The organism is Sphingobacterium sp. JUb56 (assembly GCF_014191365.1).
GTDB classification, from domain to species: Bacteria; Bacteroidota; Bacteroidia; order Sphingobacteriales; family Sphingobacteriaceae; genus Sphingobacterium; species Sphingobacterium anhuiense.
The window spans coordinates 543,343-563,642 of record NZ_JACHWL010000002.1 but is presented as its reverse complement, the minus strand read 5'-3'; the positions used below and the strand labels follow the sequence as shown (position 1 = coordinate 563,642).

The window sequence follows — 20,300 nt, the reverse complement described above, 5'->3', positions numbered from 1 at the left end:
GGTGTAGTATACATTATGGACATACTCCCTTTAGACAGGATTGGATTAATACATCATGAAAGTATTTTTGAAAATGTATTAAAACAAAAAAAGCTTACCGAAGTAAGCTTTTTTTAATGTTGCCCGACCTGGATTCGAACCAAGACAAACAGTACCAAAAACTGTCGTACTACCCTTATACTATCGGGCAAACATTCTCAAAAGTGTAACACTATGGAAGCGTGTTGGTCACTTTTGATGATGCAAATATACGGCGCTTTTTCATTTCTGCAAATAAAAAATGAACGGTAAATGCCTTTTAATTGATTCTCAGGCTAATAATTTTTTAATTTATTCTGAAAGACCAGTTCTTTGCCTAGTATAGAGCCTATCTGGCAGTAACAAATTTGAGTTTAAGCGTATAAAAAAATATAATTTATTCGTTTCTTATTAAATATCCTTATTTTCGGAACGTATTATAATCTTTATACAGTATAATTATATGAACTATACTAAAATTAACAATGTTTTAGGGTGGGCCTGCGCAATTATTGCTACCGTCACTTATATGTTAACCGCAGAAAGGTCAACGAGTTGGTGGGACTGCGGTGAGTTTATCGCCTCAGCATATAAAATGCAGGTGGTTCACCAACCAGGTGCTCCGTTATTTTTGATGATTCAAAATATATTCTCGAACCTTGCAGGGGGAGATGTTACAAGAATTGCTTTTTGGATGAATGTGGGATCTGGAGTATGCAGTGGTATTACCATTTTGTTTTTATTCTGGACCATTACAGCATTAGCTCGAAAAGTGGTCACAAAATCTGTAGATGGAACATATTCAAGTGCAGATTTGATCAAGATCTTCGGATCAGGATTGGTAGGAGCTTTAGCATATGCATTCTCAGATACATTCTGGTTCTCAGCAGTAGAATCCGAAGTATATGCCATGTCTTCTTTATGTACAGCTGTCGTATTTTGGGGTATTCTAAAATGGGAAAACCATGCAGATGAACCTGGTGCTGACCGTTGGTTGATTTTTATCGCTTACGTAATGGGACTTTCCATAGGCGTTCACTTATTAAACTTACTTGTTATCCCTGCTATTGCAGTTGTTATTTACTTTAAGAGAGCAAAGACAATTACAAGCAAAGGAGCTATTCAGTCATTCTTATTAGGAGTAGTGGTTTTAGCGGTGATCTTATGGGGTATCATTCAGTACTCGGTTAAATTCGCGGCTTATTTCGATTTATTCTTCGTCAATACATTAGGATTGGGATTTGGATCAGGATTCACATTTTTTGTTGTGTTATTGGTTGCATTATTAGCTTATGGTATTTGGTATTCGATCAAAAAAGTAAAACCGATCTTAAATATCGTAATGATCAGTGCTTCTTTTATTATTTTCGGATACAGCTCATTTGCCATGATTATGATCCGTGCAAAAGCAAATCCAACGTTAAATAATAGTGATCCAGAAAATGCCTTTACTTTCTTAAGTTATCTAGGACGTGAGCAATATGCTAGTGAGCCTTTATTTAAAGGTCCTAACTTTGATTCTAAAGTTACAGGAGTAGAACCTACCTATTCTTACAGAAAAGATAAAGATAAGTATACAAAAATCCAGACAGGATCTACTTACCAATACGATAAAGAAGTTTTATTCCCTCGTGTGTATAGTAATAGAGATGGTCATCCTGGCTATTATCAGGACTATTTAAGATTAGGTGAAGGACAGTCTCCGACATTTGGTGATAACTTAAAATTCTTCTTTAATTACCAGATCGGTCATATGTACGGTCGTTATTTCCTTTGGAATTTTGCAGGTCGTCAAAATGATCAGCAAGGACACGGTACTTTTACAGAAGGAAACTGGATCTCTGGAATTAAACCGATCGATCAAATGTTGGTAGGTGGACAAGATGCGCTTCCTGATTCTTTAAATACCGATCCATCAAATAATAAGTATTTCTTCTTACCGCTAATTATAGGATTAATAGGTGCTTTCTGGCACTTCGGTAAAAGACAAAAAGATGCTGGTGTTGTTGGATTGTTATTTTTCTTTACAGGCTTAGCAATTGTTCTTTATTTAAATCAAAGTCCTTTACAACCACGTGAACGTGATTATGCCTATGCTGGATCGTTCTATGCATTTGCTATATGGATTGGACTAGGGGTTTTTGCGATAGCAGATTTCTTAGGTAAGAAAATGAATCCTAAAACAGCGGCAGGACTTACGACAGTGGTTTGTTTACTTGCAGCACCCGTTTTATTAGCAAAAGAAAACTGGGATGATCACGATCGTTCACATAAATTAACGGCGCGTGATCTAGCTAAAGATTACTTAGAATCTTGTGCTCCTAATGCTATTTTATTCACTTACGGGGATAACGACACTTATCCATTGTGGTATGCACAGGAAGTGGAAGGTATACGAACAGATGTACGTGTCGTAAACTTAAGTTTATTAAGTGCCGATTGGTATATGGCTCAAATGCAGAAAAAGGCAAATGATGCTGATGCGTTACCGATCAATATTGATAAAGAGAAATTTAAAAAAGGAGTGCGTGATGTGATGTACTTTCAAGATGTTCAAATTCCAGGACATGCTGATTTAAATTTAGTTTTACAGTTTATGCTTTCGGATGATGCTAAAAATAAGGCACAGCTGAACTCAGGTGAATTTGAGAACTTCTTACCAACTAAAAATCTTGCTTTAGCGGTAGATAGAAATGCGGTTATCCAAAATAAAACAGTACCAAAGGAATGGGAAAATACGATTCCAGATACTTTAGCATGGACTTATAATAAGAATTATGTAACCAGAGCCGAACTGTCGATCTTATCTATTTTAGCAGATAACAATTGGAAAAGACCTATTTACTTTGCCGCTACAGTTCCAAATGATAATTACTTAGGTCTAGACAAGTACCTAGTGCAGGAAGGTTTTGCATATCGTTTGATGCCTATTCAGGTTGCAAAAGAAAATGCAGGAGCGCTTGTAAATACTGAAGCCGCTTATACTGATATTACCAAGAAGTATGCTTGGGGAAATATGGCAACATCACCTTACTTGGATCCAGAATCGTACCGTATGATTGGTTTAATTGTCAACTCAATAACGGGAAGTACTGCAACACAGCTCTTGGAACAAGGAAAAGAGAAAGAAGCGAAAGAAATCGCTTTGTTAGTGTACGACAAAATGCCGAAACGTGTTTTCTTGATGCGCGATGTTTTAAACTATACACCGATCATTAATGTTTTATACAGTGTCGGTGAAACTCAAAAAGCAAACGACATTGTTAAGCGTAATTTGCAGTTCTTAACTCAAAATATGTCTTATTATAATGCTATTGCGCAGACAAAACCAGAATTGGAATATTCAAATATTGAAACTGCTTTAAGAACACTGGGTGTTTATAAGAGTATTTTATCTCAGACAAAAGAGACGAAATTACTACAAGAAATACAACAGCTTGAAGAAAATTATAAAAAGCAGTTTGGAATATAGTAGATTAATAGATAAAAAAGAGGGGCTTGCAGTTTTGCAAGCCCCTCTTTTTTGTCTATTATTTTTGTTAGCAGACAATTACTAGAACAAGTGATCGACCATGGAGGTGTTTTTTACGACATTAAAAATATTTGAATGAACAAGCATTAATACTGACATTTTAAAAAGTCATTTTCTTAACTGAACCTTTATACTAACTTTATTTTAGTCTTGATATGGTTTATGGTCATAAAAAGGGGATGATGGGAGGGTAATTGTAAAGGCTTGTTTACAAAGCGCTAAAACGATAAAACGGTTTTGTGATTTTGAGTAATTTTACCTAATTTGTCCTTTCATCTATACAATTAATTATAACCAAACAGATTTGAAGTGCATGTTGTTTTATTTTTTTCAAACGTAAGATAAACGGCTTCTAAGAAAATTAAAAATTGATTATGGTAAATTATCAAATAAAGGAAAGTACAGAAGTCTATGATGCTATTGTCGTCGGTTCGGGAGCCGGTGGTGGTATGGCGGGTTATATACTTGCCAATGCAGGCCTTAAAGTGCTGATGTTGGAAGCCGGTCCTTTTTATGACCCGGCAAAAGATTCTCAACAGCTACGCTGGCCTTGGGAATCTCCCCGACGCGGTGCCTCGACGACCCGTCCTTTTGGCGACTTTGACGCCGCATACGGGGGATGGCAACTTGAAGGAGAGCCTTATAGTAAAGTAGCAGGTACTGAATTTGAATGGTTTCGTGCCCGTATGTTAGGCGGTCGTACCAACCACTGGGGCAGAATATCATTGCGCATGGGGCCTGATGATTTCAAACCTAAAGATGGTGTTACTGATGCATGGCCAATTACCTATGACGAAGTTAAACCTTTTTATGATCGTGTAGATCGTATGATCGGTGTATATGGTACAGTAGAAGGCATACATAACGAACCTGATGGTATCTTTATGAAACCACCAAAACCACGATTGAATGAGCTGTATATAGCCAAGGGCGCAAAGAAAGCAGGGGTACCTGTTATTCCGGGGCGTGGAGCAGTATTAACGGAAGTATCCAAAGAAATCAAAGGTAGAGGTACATGTTTTTATTGCGGGCAGTGTGGACGTGCCTGTAAAGTATATGGCGATTTTTCTTCATCTTCCTGTTTGGTGATACCAGCAATAAAGACCGGAAATCTAAAAGTAATCGATAATGCAATGGTTCGTGAAGTACTGACCAATGATGAAGGGATTGCTATCGGGGTTTCATATGTTGACACTAAAGATTTGCAGGAATATGCGGTGAAAGGAAAGACTGTCATATTAGGAGCTAGTGCATGTGAGAGTGCGCGCATAATGCTTAACTCGAAATCTAAAGCACATCCAGGAGGTGTAGGGAACAGCAGTGGTGTTGTGGGAAAATATCTTCATGATTCAACGGGAGCAAGTCTCTCCGGTTTTTTACCACAATTGTTAGACCGTAAACGTTATAATGAAGATGGAGTTGGAAGCGTACATATCTACTCACCATGGTGGGAAGATAATAAGAAGCTTAATTTTCCTCGTGGCTATCATATTGAGTATGGAGGAGGTTTACACATGCCTTCTTATGGTTTTTTAAACTGGGTGCCCAATGTAAATAACAATGCAAAAGGCCCTGATGGTAAGCAAAAGCCATTAGGTGGATATGGAGAATCTTTAAAACAGGATTATAACAGTTTTTACGGTGCTAATGTAGGTATGGCAGGAAGAGGAACGGCATTAGCCAGAATAGATAATTATTGTGAAATAGACCCCAATAAAGTCGATAAATTTGGAATACCCGTCTTGCGCTTCCATTATAAATGGGCAAACGAGGAGATTGCACAGGCAAAGCATATGCAAGAAACATTTCAGTCTGTTATGCACGAAATGGGAGCTGTGATAACCTCAAAGATTCCGGGAGCAGATACATTGTATGGTTTAGAAGCACCAGGAAAAATTATCCACGAAGGTGGCACCACACGTATGGGAAATGATCCTAAAACTTCAGCTCTGAACAAATGGGGGCAAGCACATGATTGTAAAAATCTGTTTGTTGTAGATGCCGGGCCATTTGTACAACAGGGTGATAAAAATTTGACTTGGACTATCCTGGCCCTGTCAATGCGTACAGCAGAATATATTTTACAGGAAAAGAAAAATTTAAATAGCTAGAACTCATGAATAGAAGAGAATCACTAAAAGCATTAGGGCTGATCGCTGCTGGGACTGGTCTACTGGCAGGCTCCTGTAAAACCGATAATAGTAAAACTGCTGTTGCAGATGCAGCAGACAGAATCCCCGGAATTCAGGATTTTGAATATGAACGTACTAAAGCATTACAAGAAGAAAAATTCTTTAATGAACATGAGTTTGCAACAATAACTGTTTTAGCAGATATCATCATACCAAAGGATGCATCTTCAGGAAGTGCTACAGATGCTGGAGTACCAGATTTTATCGAGTTCATTGTAAAAGATTTACCAGATAATAAAATTCCAATGCGTGGCGGATTGAAATGGCTGGATGTACACAGTCAAAAGAGATTTGGACAAGCGTTTGTAAACTGTAAACAACAGGAGCAATTGGCGATTGTAGATGATATTGCATATCCCGAATTAGCAAGACCTGAAATGCAACAAGGAGTTGCTTTTTTCTCGCTGATGCGTAACCTAACTTCTTCTGGATTTTATACCAGTGAAATCGGTGTAAAGGCTATCGGTTTTAAAGGAAACACACCAGGAGTGTGGACAGGTGTGCCCGACGATGTTTTGAAAGAACATGGTTTTGATCCATCTAAATTCTTTGGATAGGACTAAAATTCACTTTAATAAAGCGTTTAAATATACGCAAAACTGTTATGCCTTCATTTCTATTTTAGTTAGAAATGAAGGCATTTTTTATTTTTCGACAACCTGTTGTTTTTCAGGAATATTTGTAAGTTTGTTGTCAGGTAACCAACCTAAAATATATGAATCGACAACTCAAACTTTGGGATGCCATTATGATTGTAATGGGATCAATGATTGGAAGCGGTATTTTTATTGTTTCATCGGACATGATGCGGCAATTGGGTTCCGGATGGTGGGTGATTATTGTTTGGATTATTACTGCAATAATGACTGTATCGGCGGCAATCTGTTATGGTGAGTTATCAGCTTTATTTCCAAAAGCAGGAGGTCAATATACCTATTTAACGGAAGTTTTTGGAAAAATGACGGGCTTCCTATATGGTTGGAGTCTCTTTACCGTCATTCAGACAGGCACTATTGCTGCGGTCGCTGTGGCATTCGGTAAATTTACAGCCTATCTCATTCCTGAACTTAATAATGCCCCTCCCTTATATGAAAATGGATCATTTAAGATCACCTGGATTCAGGTATTAGCCATGTTCATTATTTTAGTCCTCACCTTTATTAATACGAAGGGAGTGCGAAGTGGTAAAATGATTCAGTCTTTTTTTACATCATCAAAAATAATTGCATTAATTCTGTTGATCATAGGTGGTATATTTATGATTAAAGAGAATCATTTTTCAGAAAATTTAAGTTATGGATTAAGTTCCTATCAAAATTTAAAAGGCCTTGGTTGGACGGATATCAGTGGTGGTATCCTTTTAGGAGGTATAGCGGCGGCAATGGTTGGATCGGTTTTTAGCAGTGTAGCCTGGGAAAATGTAACATTTATAGCAGGAGAAATTGAAAATCCAAAACGCAACGTCGTACGTGCAATGGTGATTGGAACTTCTTTAGTTATGGTATTGTATCTGCTATGTAACTATGTTTATCTTGCTGCTTTAAGCAGAGATGAAATTGCATTTGCAGTCAATGATCGGGTTGCAGTAGCAACAGCACATAAAATTTTAGGGGAAACAGGTACCATCATTATGGCCATTTTAGTCATGATATCCACATTTGGTTGTGTCAACGGTATTGTGTTATCCGGCGCAAGAGTATTTCAGCGTATGGCTAAAGATGGACTGTTCTTGAAACAAGCAATCCCCAATAATAAGTATGAAGTTCCCGAGCGCTCTTTATGGTTGCAAGGTATATGGGCATCCTTGCTATGTTTAAGTGGTCAGTATGGCGATTTGCTCGATATGATATCCTTTGTTATTGTGCTTTTCTACATGATCACGGTGTTTGCCGTTATTTGGTTAAGATTTAAAGCACCAACATTGGATCGCCCTTATAAAACTGCGGGTTATCCCATTGTTCCGGTTATTTATCTTGTTATTGGCGCCACTTTCTGTATTTTGCTCATCCTGTATAAACCACAGTATACCTGGCCAGGATTTATTCTTATTATTTTAGGACTTCCTGTATATTGGTTGATCAATAAAAAGAAAGCATCTCCGATTGAATAAAGATTAGGGGACGTTGGATATATTAAATTCATCTTTTATTCGGATTTTTTCAAAAAAAGTGGTACGTTTGCTTAAACATTCCCTTAATGAAACAGTCGATTTTATTAGATGGACCAAAATTTCAGATTACCATTCAAAGACTTTGTCGTCAATTGATTGAGAATCATGGAGATTTTTCAAATACAGTTATAATTGGTATACAGCCTCGCGGAACTTTCTTAGCCAAATGCATTGTCAAGGAATTAGAGAAGATGTTAGGTACTTCAATTTTAAGTGGTGATTTGGATATTACATTTTATCGTGATGATTTTCGTAGAAAAGGAAACGATGGTCCCATTTTAGCTAACAGCACAAACATTAATTTTATTGTAGAAGGTAAGAAAGTCATTTTAATGGATGACGTCCTTTGGACTGGTCGAACCATTCGTTCTGCAATGGATGCAATCCAAGCATTTGGTCGCGCTGAACGTATCGAACTATTGGTTCTGGTTGATCGCCGTTTTTCGAGACAGATTCCGATCCAGCCCGATTACATTGGAATCCAAGTGGATTCTATTGATTCTCAGAAAGTCATTGTGAATTGGAAAGAGTTGGATAATCAAGATAGTATCATCTTGGTAACAGAAAAGAAATAGAATAAAGAAAATCTGAATACATTAAAAATGTCATCAACAGCTGAACAATTAAGTACACGTCATTTGTTAGGAATAAAAGATTTAAATGAATCTGATATTCAATTAATTTTAAATACAGCGAGTAACTTTAAAGAAGTTTTAAACAGACCGATTAAAAAAGTTCCTTCACTTCGTGATATTACAATCGCAAATGTCTTCTTTGAAAATTCTACACGTACACGTTTATCATTTGAGCTAGCTGAAAAAAGACTCTCTGCAGATATCGTTAATTTTGCGGCCTCCTCTTCTTCTGTAAGTAAAGGTGAGACATTGATCGATACCGTCAATAATATCTTAGCGATGAAGGTTGATATGATTGTTATGCGTCATCCTTATGCCGGAGCAGGTGTGTTTTTAAGTAAGCATGTTAACGCACAAATTGTTAATGCCGGCGACGGAGCACATGAACACCCGACTCAAGCTTTGTTAGATTCTTTCTCGATTCGTGAGCGCTTTGGAGATGTCGCAGGACGTAAAGTTGCCATAATAGGTGATATCACCCATTCACGTGTAGCACTATCCAATATTCTATGTTTACAAAAACAGGGAGCTGAAGTGATGGTGTGCGGACCAACAACATTGATTCCTAAATACATTACTTCATTAGGAGTAAAAGTGGAGCATGACTTAATGAAAGCTTTGAACTGGTGTGACGTAGCCAATATGTTACGCATCCAGCTGGAAAGACAAGATATCGCTTACTTTCCATCCCTAAGAGAATATACCATGTTGTATGGATTGAATAAAACGCTGTTGGATTCATTGGATAAAGAAATAACAATTATGCATCCAGGACCTATTAATAGAGGGGTAGAGATTACTTCGGACGTTGCAGATAGCGCGCACTCTATTATTTTAGATCAAGTAGAAAATGGCGTAGCAGTACGTATGGCTGTACTTTACCTATTGGCAGGACAGCGCGGATAGCATTAATTGTCGATATAGATCAATATGCCTGATTTTTTATTTTTAAATCAGGCATATTTTTTTTGTATTAAATACGTTATACTTTGGATAATGTTAACAATTGTGAATAACTTTTGAGGAAAACTCCTTATTTTAGGCTTAATTTAGTACTTTGAATATTACTATGAATTTTACTTCGCTTTTTTGAGCTAAGTACTTGCAATACAAAATAAAAACATATAAAATATTTCACATATTATGTATAAAAAGATTTACCAGGTAGGGTTTGCGCTAAGTTTGATGGCGACACCAGCTTTAGCACAGCAAACAGAATGGCAACAAATCAACAAAGCATACAAGTCCGGGATGGAGTTGTTTGAAAGAGGCAAATTTACATCTGCTTCAGAACAATTTAATCGTGTAGAAGCGTTGCGGACAAAATCCTCTCTGCAATTGGATGAAACAGAAGAACTAACGCTGTTAAAAGAAAATGTACGCTATTATCAAGCTGTATGCGCTTTAGAATTGGGGGAAACAGATGCCGAAGCACAGTTTTTGAAATATATCAAAGACTATCCAAGTAGTGCTAACGCAAAAGCAGCATATTTTCAAATTGGAAAATCTTACTATGCTAAGAAAGATTATGTAAAAGCTATTGAGTGGTTTACCAAAATCGATAGTAAAAATCTGGCAGGTAATGAAAGTTTAGAATATCGTTTTAAATTAGGATATTCTTACTTTACAACAAAGAATTATACTGCTGCCAAACCACTTTTTGAAACATTAAAAGATCAAAAGTCTGAATACCAGGAAGCATCAATATATTACTACGCTTATTTATGTTATTTAGATGCGGAGTATAAAACTGCATTAAATGAGTTTGAACGTTTGAATGGTTCAAAAACATTTGAAACAAGTTATCCTTATTACATTACAGCTTTGTATTTCTTGGACAAACGTTACGATGACGTTTTGGATTATGCCTTGCCTATCATGCAACGCACGAAACAGGAGAATGAAACCGAATTGTTCCGTATTGTGGCGGCGACCTACTTTATCAAAGGAGATTTAAAATCATCCAAAAGTTACTACGATAAGTTCCAGGCACAAGATCAAGGAAAAACACAGAATAATCAAGATAGCTACCAAATCGGTTATATCGCTTACAAATTGAAAGATTATGATAAGGCAATAACAGAATTGGAAAAAATGACAGAACCTGATGCATATTATCAAAGTGCGATGATTACATTGGGAGATTCATTCTTGAAAAAAGGAAATAAGCAAGCAGCACGTAACGCATTCTTCAAAGCCTCAAAATTAGATTTTGATAAAGATCTGCAAGAAGAAGGATTATTTAACTATGCTAAGCTTTCTTACGAATTGGAATTCCATCAAGTAGCATTAGCTTCCACTCAGGAATATCTGAAAACTTATCCAAAATCAAAACGTCAGGAAGAAGCGAAAACTTTATTAGCTGAAGTTTTATTGAGTACAAAGAACTACCGCGAAGCTGTTGATATCTTAGAGACCATTCAGAAAAGAGGTAGAGAAGCAAATGTCGCTTATCAAAAAGTAACTTACTATAGAGGTTTAGAATATTATAACGAACGTGCATTTGAAAATGCAATTTCATTATTCATGCGTTCTGAAGCAAATCGTTATGATGAAGAAATCTATGCGTTAGCTACCTACTGGAAAGCAGAGGCGATGTATGAAGTTCGTAAATATGGAGAAGCCGTAACCAATTTTAATAAATTTTTACGTCTACCGGCAGCAGCTAAAACTGATGTTTACAACTATGCCAATTATGCTTTAGCATATGCTGCATTTAGAAATGGAAACTACAATACATCTGCAAATTATTTTGAACGCTTTTTAGCGACAGGTGGTTCAAAAGGAATCGAGTTGAATACCCGTAACGATGCTATTGCTCGTTTAGGAGACTCCTATTTCTCAGCAAAGAACTACGGTAAAGCAATGGAACAGTATGATCGATTGATTAATGGGAAAGCAGCAAGTCAAGATTACGCATTATTCCAACGTGGTATCATTCAGGGACTACAGGGAAATAATGAAGGTAAAATTGCCACGCTGAAGTCTGTAATTGCTAAATATCCGACATCAAATTATGCCGATGACGTTTCTTTTGAGATCCCATACACTTATTTCTTAATGGGACAGTCCGACCAAGCTATTTCAGGTCTGCAAACGATGGTGGAGAAATATCCACGTAGCAGTTATGTACCTCGTGCTTTGGTAACAATCGGTTTAGTACAATATAATCAAGATAATAACGAAGCTGCTTTAAAGACTTTCCAACGCGTAGTGGATCAATATGCAACAACGGATGAAGCTAAGCAAGCAATGCGTTCTATTGAAAATATCTATTTAGACAATAGTGATGCTACTGGTTATATCAAATATGCTACTGGTACCAATATTGGAAATTTAACAACATCTGAGCAGGATAGCCGTACATTTTCGACAGCAACAACACTATTCTCAAGATCAAACTTCCAAGGTGCAGTTGAAGCCGTGAATGCTTATTTTGATAAATTCCCTAAGCCTATTCAAGAGAAATATGCACGTTTTATCCGCGCTGAAAGTAATGCTGCTTTAGGTCATACCGATGAGGCCTTACATGACTATAACATTATCTTGAATGACTGGACAAGCGCTTATACAGAACGTACTTTGGTGAGTGTATCACGCTTATATTTGAAACAGAAGAAATATAATGAAGCAACACAACTGTTGAAAAAATTAGAATTGACTTCTGAGTATAAATCTAATTACAGCTATGCGATCAACAATTTAATGGTCAGCTATTTCGAGATCGGTGACTATAAAGAAGCATTGAATTATTCCAATGCAGTAAGAAATTACGAAAAATCATCTGAGGAAGAGATCGCAAATGCATCACTTTATGCAGGTAAAGCATATTTGAAACAAAGTAAGCGTGCAGAAGCGCTGAAGGAATTTAATTTAGCGGCATTGAAGAGCCGTACAGTTATTGGTGCCGAAGCACGCTATAATGTTGCTTTGATGCAGTATGAAAATAAAGAATACGAAGCCGCTATTAAATCTGCTTTTGATGTTTCAGATTCGTTTTCATCTTATGATTACTGGGTTGCAAAAAGTTTTATACTAATGGCAGATGCTTACGTAGGAAAAGGAGATAACTTCCAGGCGAAATCTACTTTAGAAAGTGTGATTGAGAATTATGACGGTAAGGATGATATTTTGCCAACAGCAAAAGCTCGTCTAGAAAAATTGAACAAAAAGAAATAGGAAATAATGAAGAAGTTGCACAATACAACAGTGAAGAAATATACATTAGCGACCTTGTTATTGGGAGCTGGAATGCACTCCTTTGCACAAGAAACACCAAAAAAAGTTGATCCTGCTACACCAGTGACAATTGATTCTTTTGATGTCGTACGTGATTATAAACCTATTCTTGCAGATGCGGTAAAAATCCGTCGTAGTCCTGATATGACCAATAAAAGGGAGTATCAGCCTAAGTTGAGCTATAATAATATTTCAGATAAGAAACTCGATATCAATACTGGATTGCGTGAGTTAAATGTGAAAGAATTGCCTTTCTCACAACTTGCTGATCAAACAAGTAACTATGTTAAATTTGGTGTAGGAAACTACAATACCATCTTAGGAGAAGCATATTTGGCCGTCGATAAATTTGAAAATACACGATTCGGATTATTTGCCAAGCACTTAAACCAAAAAGGCAGTATTGAAGGTCAGAAGTTCGCTACACAGGATGTCGGTATTTTTGGCCGTCGTGTTTACGAACCTTTTACAGTAAATGGAACTTTAGGATATAATCGTTATTCGACAAACTTCTACGGACAGGTGTTTGATAACAGTTCTAATTTAATCAATACCACGCCAGAGGCACAAGCTTTTAATGATATCTATTTCAACGGTGAACTGACAAGTAATGCAGATGTGGATAAGGCCGGGGCGGTAAGCTATTCTGCGAAAGCAGATGCTTATCTTTTTAAAGATAAATATGATGCTAAAGAAAATTCATTCGCCATATCCGGTTATGTGAATAAAAAAGTCAATACATTTAATGTGGGGGCTAATCTAAGTGCTAGCTTTAACTCAGTTGAAGATGTTAAGGTGGCAACAAAAAATCATGTAGCATCGATCAATCCATACATTAAATTTAAAGGTGATAATTATAATGTTACTTTGGGTGCCAATCTCGTTTCTGAGTTTGGAGATACCAGCCGTTTTAATGTTTTTCCAACAGTGGAAGCTGATTTTGCAGTTGTACCGCAGTATGTATACTTATTTGCAGGTGCAAATGGAGGTGTTAAACAAGGATCATTACGTGGTTTTGCAAAAGAAAATCCTTACTTAAATAGCAATATTGATGTACGCAATACTCTTGAAAAACTAAATGTATATGCAGGATTAAAGGGTAATGCAGGAGCAAATTTTGGCTATAAAGTAAAAGCATTTTACAAGCAGATCGAAGGACTTCCTTTGTATGTGAATAGTAGAGAAGAATTAGGAGGCGGTTTTGTTCCCTACAAATTTGATGTCATTTATGATGGATATTCAAGTAAAGCAACTCATTTTGGTATAGAGGGTGAGATGAATGTCCGTGTTTCACAATTGGTTAATTTAAGCGGTAAACTTAATATCGATGATTACAAAGTGAAAGATAATGAAGAGGCATGGTCATTGCCGAAATTCCGTTTCTTAGCCAATGCAAGATTCAATATTTCGGATAAATTCTTTGTAGATGCTGAATTATCTACACAAGGGCAGACTTCCGCTTTAGCTTATACATATACAAGTGCAACAGTAAGATCTGAAAATCCAAGTAAAGTAACCATCCCTTCTTTTGCAGATTTTAATGCAGGAGCAGAGTACCGGATTAAAAAGCAATTGGGTGTTTTTGTAAAGGCTAATAATATCTTTGGAAAAGAGTACGAGCGCTATCAATACTACCCACGTTTAGGTTTTAATATAATTGGTGGTATAAACTTTTCTTTTTAATACAAGAAGATTATAACTTTGCGTTAGCAAATAAGGAACAAGAATGAATTTAGGTAAAAACATCAATAATCTATTAAAGCGTTACGCTGAAGTTTACGTTAAGGGCTTGGGGGTGTTCAAAAGAAAGCATTCCGCAGCTCAATTCGATAAGCAGCGCGACCTGTTTTTACCACCTATTTCTTATGTGGAATTTGATTCTACAGCTGAAAGCGGTTTTAATTTTATTCATTATATACAACAACAGCAAAACCTGAATCTTGATGCCGCAACGCAGGTGTTGCAGGATGCTGTTGCTGATTTAAAGGATCAATTGATCCAAAATGGACAGGCTAAACTTGAAGACTTAGGACACATTGTGAGCTATGGTTCAAGTTTAGTTTTTAAACCATTAGATCTCTCAGGTTTTAATTTTGAACCGATCAGACATGTTATTGCTCCAGAAATAGAGACTGTTATTCCCGATCGTGAATTGGAAGAAAATATTCCATTTTCTCCGACTGAACGAGAGGAACCCGTGGAAGATATTATCGAGGATGAACCGGCAGATACAGAGCAAGTAGAAGAGGAAATCGTACCTGAAACGGTAGTGGTAGCACCTTCACAAGTTGAAACACCTGTAGCGCCGATAATACATGAACCTGTATCCGAAACGATTGACGAAAGAGTAGAAACTGATCCAGCGATATTTTATCAGGAAAGAAGTACTAAATCAAATACAGTTTGGTATTATATTTCAGCAGCGATCATTATTGTGGTATCTGTTATTGTTGCTTTCTTGCTTAATCCTTCATTGAAGGATCAATTGTTTGGAAAGAAACAAGCAACAGCACCGGTCGTCGTTCCCGCACCAGTGGATACACTACCTAAAATCGATAGTACACAATTGAAGCAAGATTCAACTGCAATAGTTGATTCTTTAAAAGTGGATACAGCAGCACTTCAAACAACACTAAAGGAAACGGTAGTCGTAAAAGAATCAGTACCTGTAGCACAGCCCAATTATCAATTGGTTATTGCCACGCCAAAAACAATGGAGTTGGCAGAAGAGGAAGTGCAGAGGTTGCGTAAAAAAGGTTATCAAACTGTGCGGGCAGTTGATAGCAAATTTAAAAGAAATAAAAAACGTGTGATTTGGGATACCTACATGACAAAAGAAGAAGCAGATCGGGACCAGGCAACTGTCGCGAAGACTTTTTCAGGAGCATGGGTAGAGAAAATAGCGAAATAGTCTAATATAAACAATTTTAAAATTATAAATTATTATGTCATTGATTCAAAGCGACAGCAATCTTTTGGACACCGTTAATCAAGCTGCACAGCAAGCAGTACCTGTAGTAAGAGACGAAAATTTGAGCTTAATTCAAATGATGATGAAGGGGGGATGGATTATGGTTCCCATTTTATTATTGTTGTTTATTGGTTTGATCATCTTTTTTGAGCGTTTTCTGACTATTCGTAAAGCTGCAAAGTATGATGTTTCACTAATGTCACAAGTAAAAGCAAGTGTGCTTTCTGGTAAATTGGACGCTGCTTTAGCAGTTTGCCGTTCAAGTCACTCAGCATTGGGACGTATGTTGCAAAAGGGATTACTACGTGTAGGACGTCCAATCAAAGATATTGAAGGTGCTATTGAGAATGTAGGTAAACTTGAGGTTGCTAAATTGGAAAAGAATATTAATATTCTAGGTATTATTGCAGGTATTGCGCCGATGCTTGGTTTCGTAGGAACAATTTTTGGAGTAATTACAATTTTCCATGAAGTAGAGATGGCTGGTGGTATTGATATTGGTTCAGTATCCGGAGGTCTTTATGTGAAGATGGTAGCTTCGGCATCTGGCTTAACAGTTGGTATCTTAGCATATATTGGTTACCATATCCTAAATATGATGGTTGAGCGTTTGATCTTACGTATGGAGACAGATGCAGTTGAATTTATTGATTTATTAGATGAACCTGGCGCATAATCGCAGGGTCGTATAGCTAATTAATCAATTAAAATTTAGAATAATGAATCTAAGAAGTAGAAAAAATAAACCAGCAGCTGAAGTACATACTTCAGCATTGAACGACATCATGTTCTTTCTGATGTTATTCTTTTTGTTGGCATCTGCTGTTTCCAATCCGCAGGTTGTGAAGTTATTACTTCCAAAATCCAGTGCTGGAGAGCAGTCTGTATCCAAAAAAACATTGACGGTTTCGATTACCTCGGATTTAGCTTACCATGTTGAAAAGGCAGTTGTACCTTATGATGCATTAGAAGCAGCAATCCAATCGCAAATGAGAACAGGAGAAGAATTGACGATCATGATGTATGTTGATAATTCAGTCCCTATTCAGAATGTAATTTCAGTAATGGATATTGCCAACCGCTTGAAAATAAAAGTTGTTTTGGCGACAGAACCAAAGAAAGATTAAAGAGTTTTAAACCTTTTTTAAGGTTTAAGTTCTAATTTTAAAGAATAGGAGATAAATACATGGCTTACCATCTTCAACATGAGGAAAATAACTTCCCCAAAGCATTAGGGATTTCTACTGCTATAATGGGGATTTTGGTATTGATAAGTTTCTTTGTCATTTTTGGAACTAAAATGCCCGATGAATACGGTATGGGCGGTATGGTTGTGAATTATGGTACAGCAGAAGAAGGCATGGGCGATGATTACATGAGTGTTGAAGAACCTTCTGTAGATCCCAATGCTAATAATGTAAAACCAGATCGCGTCGTTCCAGAAGAAATACCGACACCTACACCTTCACAGCAGGTCGCTGACAAAGCAGTCGTGACACAAGATGTTGAAGATGCTCCCGTTGTTACGAAGGCTTCAAAGCCCGTAAAAACAGTTGCGCCTGAAACAACAAAAGAAGTGAAGGACAGTAAACCTGCAGTAAATTCGAATGCCCTTTATAAAGGCAAAAAGAATAACGGCACAGGTTCTGGTGATGGTACAGGAACGGTACCTGGCAATCAAGGTAGTAAATTAGGTGATCCTTTAGCCAGTAATTATGGTGAAGGTGGTTCTGGAAACGGTAATATGATGCTTTCAATTGAAAACAGAAGTTTTACGCAGAGACCTCAGATTGATGATAATGGACAGCAGGCTGGTAAAGTAGCTGTTGAGTTCCGCGTAAACCAATCGGGAGTGATCATTTATGCACGTGCCGGAGTGAAAGGTACAACCATCACGGATCCAAGCTTATTGGAAAAATGTGAAAGAGCTGTTCGTGGAGCTCGATTGAATCAATTGCCAAATGCGCCTGACTCTCAGACAGGCAGAATTGTATTCAATTTTAAACTAAGATAAAATTTATTGTCAATGCATAATTATAATGAGGTAATCGAGTATTTATATGCTCGATTACCTATGTTTACCCGTGACGGGGCATCCGCCTATAAAAAGGATTTAGATAATACCTTAGCATTACTTCATGCGTTAGGAAATCCACAAGATAAATTCAAATCTATTCATATTGCCGGTACGAATGGGAAAGGTTCATCCTCTCACATGTTGGCTTCTATCTTTGCAGAGGCAGGATATAAAACAGCCCTGTATACTTCACCACATTTATTAGATTTTAGGGAACGTATTCGTATCAATGGACAGATGGTCGATGAGCAATTTGTTATTGATTTTGTGAATAATCTGCATGCACTGATTGAAGAGATTCAACCCTCATTTTTTGAGGTTACGGTGGCTATGGCATTTGATTACTTTGCAAAACAGCACGTTGATATTGCCATCATTGAAGTTGGTTTAGGTGGTCGTCTTGATTCTACAAATGTCATCATGCCACTGGCATCCTTAATCACTAACATCGGTTTTGACCATATGAATATGTTGGGTGATACGCTTCCAGCTATAGCATCTGAAAAAGCAGGTATTATAAAAAAAGATACTCCTGTTGTCGTATCGGAATATCATAAAGATACTGCGCCTGTATTTCTAGAAAAAGCTAAGCTTGAAAATGCAGCGCTTGAGTTTGCATCCGACAAATTGCAATCAGAAATTAAAGCCATTAATGAAGATCATTTACAGATTGAAGTCAAGGATAAGGAAGGTCATATCGAGCAATACGAATTAGATCTAAAAGGAACGTATCAATCAAAAAATATATTAGGTGTCTTGCGGATTGTTGATCATATGCGGACACGAGGTTATGATCTGTCACAGGACGATGTAAAAAATGGTTTGCGAAAAGTACAGTCTTTTACTGGCCTTCAAGGTCGATGGCAGACACTTTCCAAAAAACCTTTTATCATTTGCGATACTGGACATAATGAGGATGGAATTAGGGAAGTTCTGAAAAATTTAGCCAATACAAACTATCGGCAATTGCATTTTGTAATAGGAGCTATGAAGGATAAAGATTTAGGACATATGCTCCCATTGTTACCTACAGATGCGATCTATTATTTTAGTAACCCTGATATGCCTAGAGCGATGCCTTCAGAAGAACTTGCAGCTGAAGCACATCTATTGGGACTAAAAGGAAATGCATATGGCCCTGTCGTAAAAGCTTTTGAAGCAGCAAAAAAACAGTATCAGGACGGAGATTTAATTTTTATAGGAGGAAGTAACTTTGTGGTATCAGAAGTGCTTGCCGCTATAAACTAATGTGCTGCCTGATAAGACAGCTATTGTAAAGTAAAGCAAAAAAAAAGAGCGAGCAGATCTTTAGATCTGCTCGCTCTTTTTTATGCCACAAGATTGTAGTTAAGTAATTACCCAATTTTCGAATTTTCTTCAAGTGCTGGGAATTTTATTCTATGTAAAATTTATCCAAATTCAATTCAGTTTATGAAGAAATTAATCGTTGATAGTCAATTCACCTCTGATATCCTTTTCGATCCAATAGGCAACATCTTTTTGATCTTCGCATTCACCCTGTAGGTACATGAGCTTTGTTACAGCAGCTTCAAAAGTCATATCGTAACCATTGAGTACTCCAATCGCTTTTAGTCCAGTGCTCGTCTCATAACGCCCCAGTTCAACAGAACCAACCTTACATTGTGATATATTTAAAATATTCTTACCGTTATCAATGGCTTCTTTCAGCAAATCTAAAAACCATTGATCGGTAGTGGTATTTCCGGAGCCAAATGTTTCCATAACAATAGAACGGACATCCGAATTTAATACTGCTCTGATTGTGCTAGGACTTATACCTGGAAACAATTTCAGAACACCCACGCGATCGTCAAGTTTGGTATGCAAAATAAACTCTTTACCACTGTTGTTTAATAAAGCATCTTGATTGTATTGGAGATGAATACCTGCCTCTACAAGAACCGGATAATTGGGGGAACGGAAAGCTTCAAATTTTGCCGAATTATATTTGAAAGATCGGTTACCTCTAAATAATTTATTGTCAAATAGAATACATACTTCTTGAATCATGGAGACCCCAAAATGCTTTGTAGACGCAATTTCTAAGGCAGTCATCATATTTTCTCTTGCATCGGTGCGAATTTCTCCGATCGGTAATTGAGAACCTGATAAAATGACGGGTTTTTGTAACCCTTCCAGCATAAAGCTTAAAACCGAAGCCGAAAATGACATGGTATCCGATCCATGTAAGATGACAAAACCATCATATTCATCGTAATTATCCTTAATGATCTGTGCCATTTCAATCCATATTTCAGGCTTCATATTGGAAGAATCAATAATGGGATTAAAGGAATGTACGGTTAATTTATAATTTAATCGACTTAGATCTGGAAGATTGCGCTTGATTAATTCAAAGTCAAAGGGAACGAAAGTTCCTGTTTCGTCTTTGACCATTCCTATGGTGCCACCTGTGTATATGATAAATATGTTATGCATGATGTG

General features: G+C 37.0%; 14 protein-coding genes and 1 tRNA gene. 13 read left to right on the top strand and 2 right to left on the bottom strand.

Annotated features, from left to right (window positions below):
• Positions 1–119: 119 nt before the first annotated feature.
• A tRNA-Gln gene (locus tag FHR29_RS21960) sits at positions 120–190 on the bottom strand.
• Positions 191–481: 291 nt separating this feature from the next.
• Here FHR29_RS21960 and FHR29_RS21955 point away from each other — a divergent pair.
• The 13 genes from FHR29_RS21955 (at position 482) to FHR29_RS21895 (ending at position 19,082) form a co-directional block, all read left to right on the top strand.
• Positions 482–3,490 (top strand): DUF2723 domain-containing protein, encoded by a 3,009-nt coding sequence (locus tag FHR29_RS21955; RefSeq protein ID WP_132841240.1) that lies wholly within the window; start codon positions 482–484, stop codon positions 3,488–3,490.
• A gap of 434 nt (positions 3,491–3,924) precedes the next feature.
• On the top strand, positions 3,925–5,661 hold the full coding sequence (locus FHR29_RS21950; protein ID WP_132769032.1) for a GMC oxidoreductase: 1,737 nt from the start codon (positions 3,925–3,927) through the stop codon (positions 5,659–5,661).
• A 5-nt stretch (positions 5,662–5,666) separates the two neighbouring features.
• On the top strand, positions 5,667–6,299 hold the full coding sequence (locus FHR29_RS21945) for a gluconate 2-dehydrogenase subunit 3 family protein (protein WP_183917227.1): 633 nt from the start codon (positions 5,667–5,669) through the stop codon (positions 6,297–6,299).
• A 158-nt stretch (positions 6,300–6,457) separates the two neighbouring features.
• Positions 6,458–7,852 carry an APC family permease gene (locus FHR29_RS21940; RefSeq protein WP_132769028.1) on the top strand — a complete coding sequence of 465 codons (1,395 nt, stop codon included), beginning with the start codon at positions 6,458–6,460 and terminating at the stop codon, positions 7,850–7,852.
• 86 nt (positions 7,853–7,938) lie between these two features.
• Positions 7,939–8,487, top strand: a complete 549-nt coding sequence (gene pyrR / locus FHR29_RS21935; protein ID WP_132769026.1) for a bifunctional pyr operon transcriptional regulator/uracil phosphoribosyltransferase PyrR — start codon at positions 7,939–7,941, stop codon at positions 8,485–8,487.
• A 27-nt stretch (positions 8,488–8,514) separates the two neighbouring features.
• Positions 8,515–9,453, top strand: coding sequence for an aspartate carbamoyltransferase catalytic subunit (locus tag FHR29_RS21930; RefSeq protein WP_021188731.1), 939 nt, complete (start codon positions 8,515–8,517; stop codon positions 9,451–9,453).
• Positions 9,454–9,690: 237 nt separating this feature from the next.
• The gene (locus FHR29_RS21925; RefSeq protein ID WP_183917225.1) at positions 9,691–12,726 is read left to right on the top strand and encodes a tetratricopeptide repeat protein; all 3,036 of its coding nucleotides are present in this window, start codon (positions 9,691–9,693) and stop codon (positions 12,724–12,726) included.
• Between the two features lie 6 nt (positions 12,727–12,732).
• Positions 12,733–14,469, top strand: coding sequence for a TonB-dependent receptor (locus FHR29_RS21920; RefSeq protein WP_132769022.1), 1,737 nt, complete (start codon positions 12,733–12,735; stop codon positions 14,467–14,469).
• Positions 14,470–14,512: 43 nt separating this feature from the next.
• The gene (locus FHR29_RS21915; protein ID WP_183917222.1) at positions 14,513–15,697 is read left to right on the top strand and encodes an SPOR domain-containing protein; all 1,185 of its coding nucleotides are present in this window, start codon (positions 14,513–14,515) and stop codon (positions 15,695–15,697) included.
• Between the two features lie 34 nt (positions 15,698–15,731).
• On the top strand, positions 15,732–16,433 hold the full coding sequence (locus tag FHR29_RS21910; protein ID WP_132769018.1) for a MotA/TolQ/ExbB proton channel family protein: 702 nt from the start codon (positions 15,732–15,734) through the stop codon (positions 16,431–16,433).
• Between the two features lie 43 nt (positions 16,434–16,476).
• Positions 16,477–16,884, top strand: coding sequence for a biopolymer transporter ExbD (locus tag FHR29_RS21905; RefSeq protein WP_132769016.1), 408 nt, complete (start codon positions 16,477–16,479; stop codon positions 16,882–16,884).
• 59 nt (positions 16,885–16,943) lie between these two features.
• Positions 16,944–17,771, top strand: coding sequence for an energy transducer TonB (locus FHR29_RS21900; RefSeq protein ID WP_132769014.1), 828 nt, complete (start codon positions 16,944–16,946; stop codon positions 17,769–17,771).
• 12 nt (positions 17,772–17,783) lie between these two features.
• Positions 17,784–19,082, top strand: coding sequence for a folylpolyglutamate synthase/dihydrofolate synthase family protein (locus FHR29_RS21895; protein ID WP_183917221.1), 1,299 nt, complete (start codon positions 17,784–17,786; stop codon positions 19,080–19,082).
• Between the two features lie 192 nt (positions 19,083–19,274).
• Here the strand turns inward: FHR29_RS21895 and FHR29_RS21890 are convergent, their stop codons facing one another.
• Entirely contained in the window at positions 19,275–20,294 is a 1,020-nt protein-coding gene (locus FHR29_RS21890; RefSeq protein WP_021188735.1) for an asparaginase, read from the bottom strand.
• Positions 20,295–20,300 lie beyond the last annotated feature (6 nt).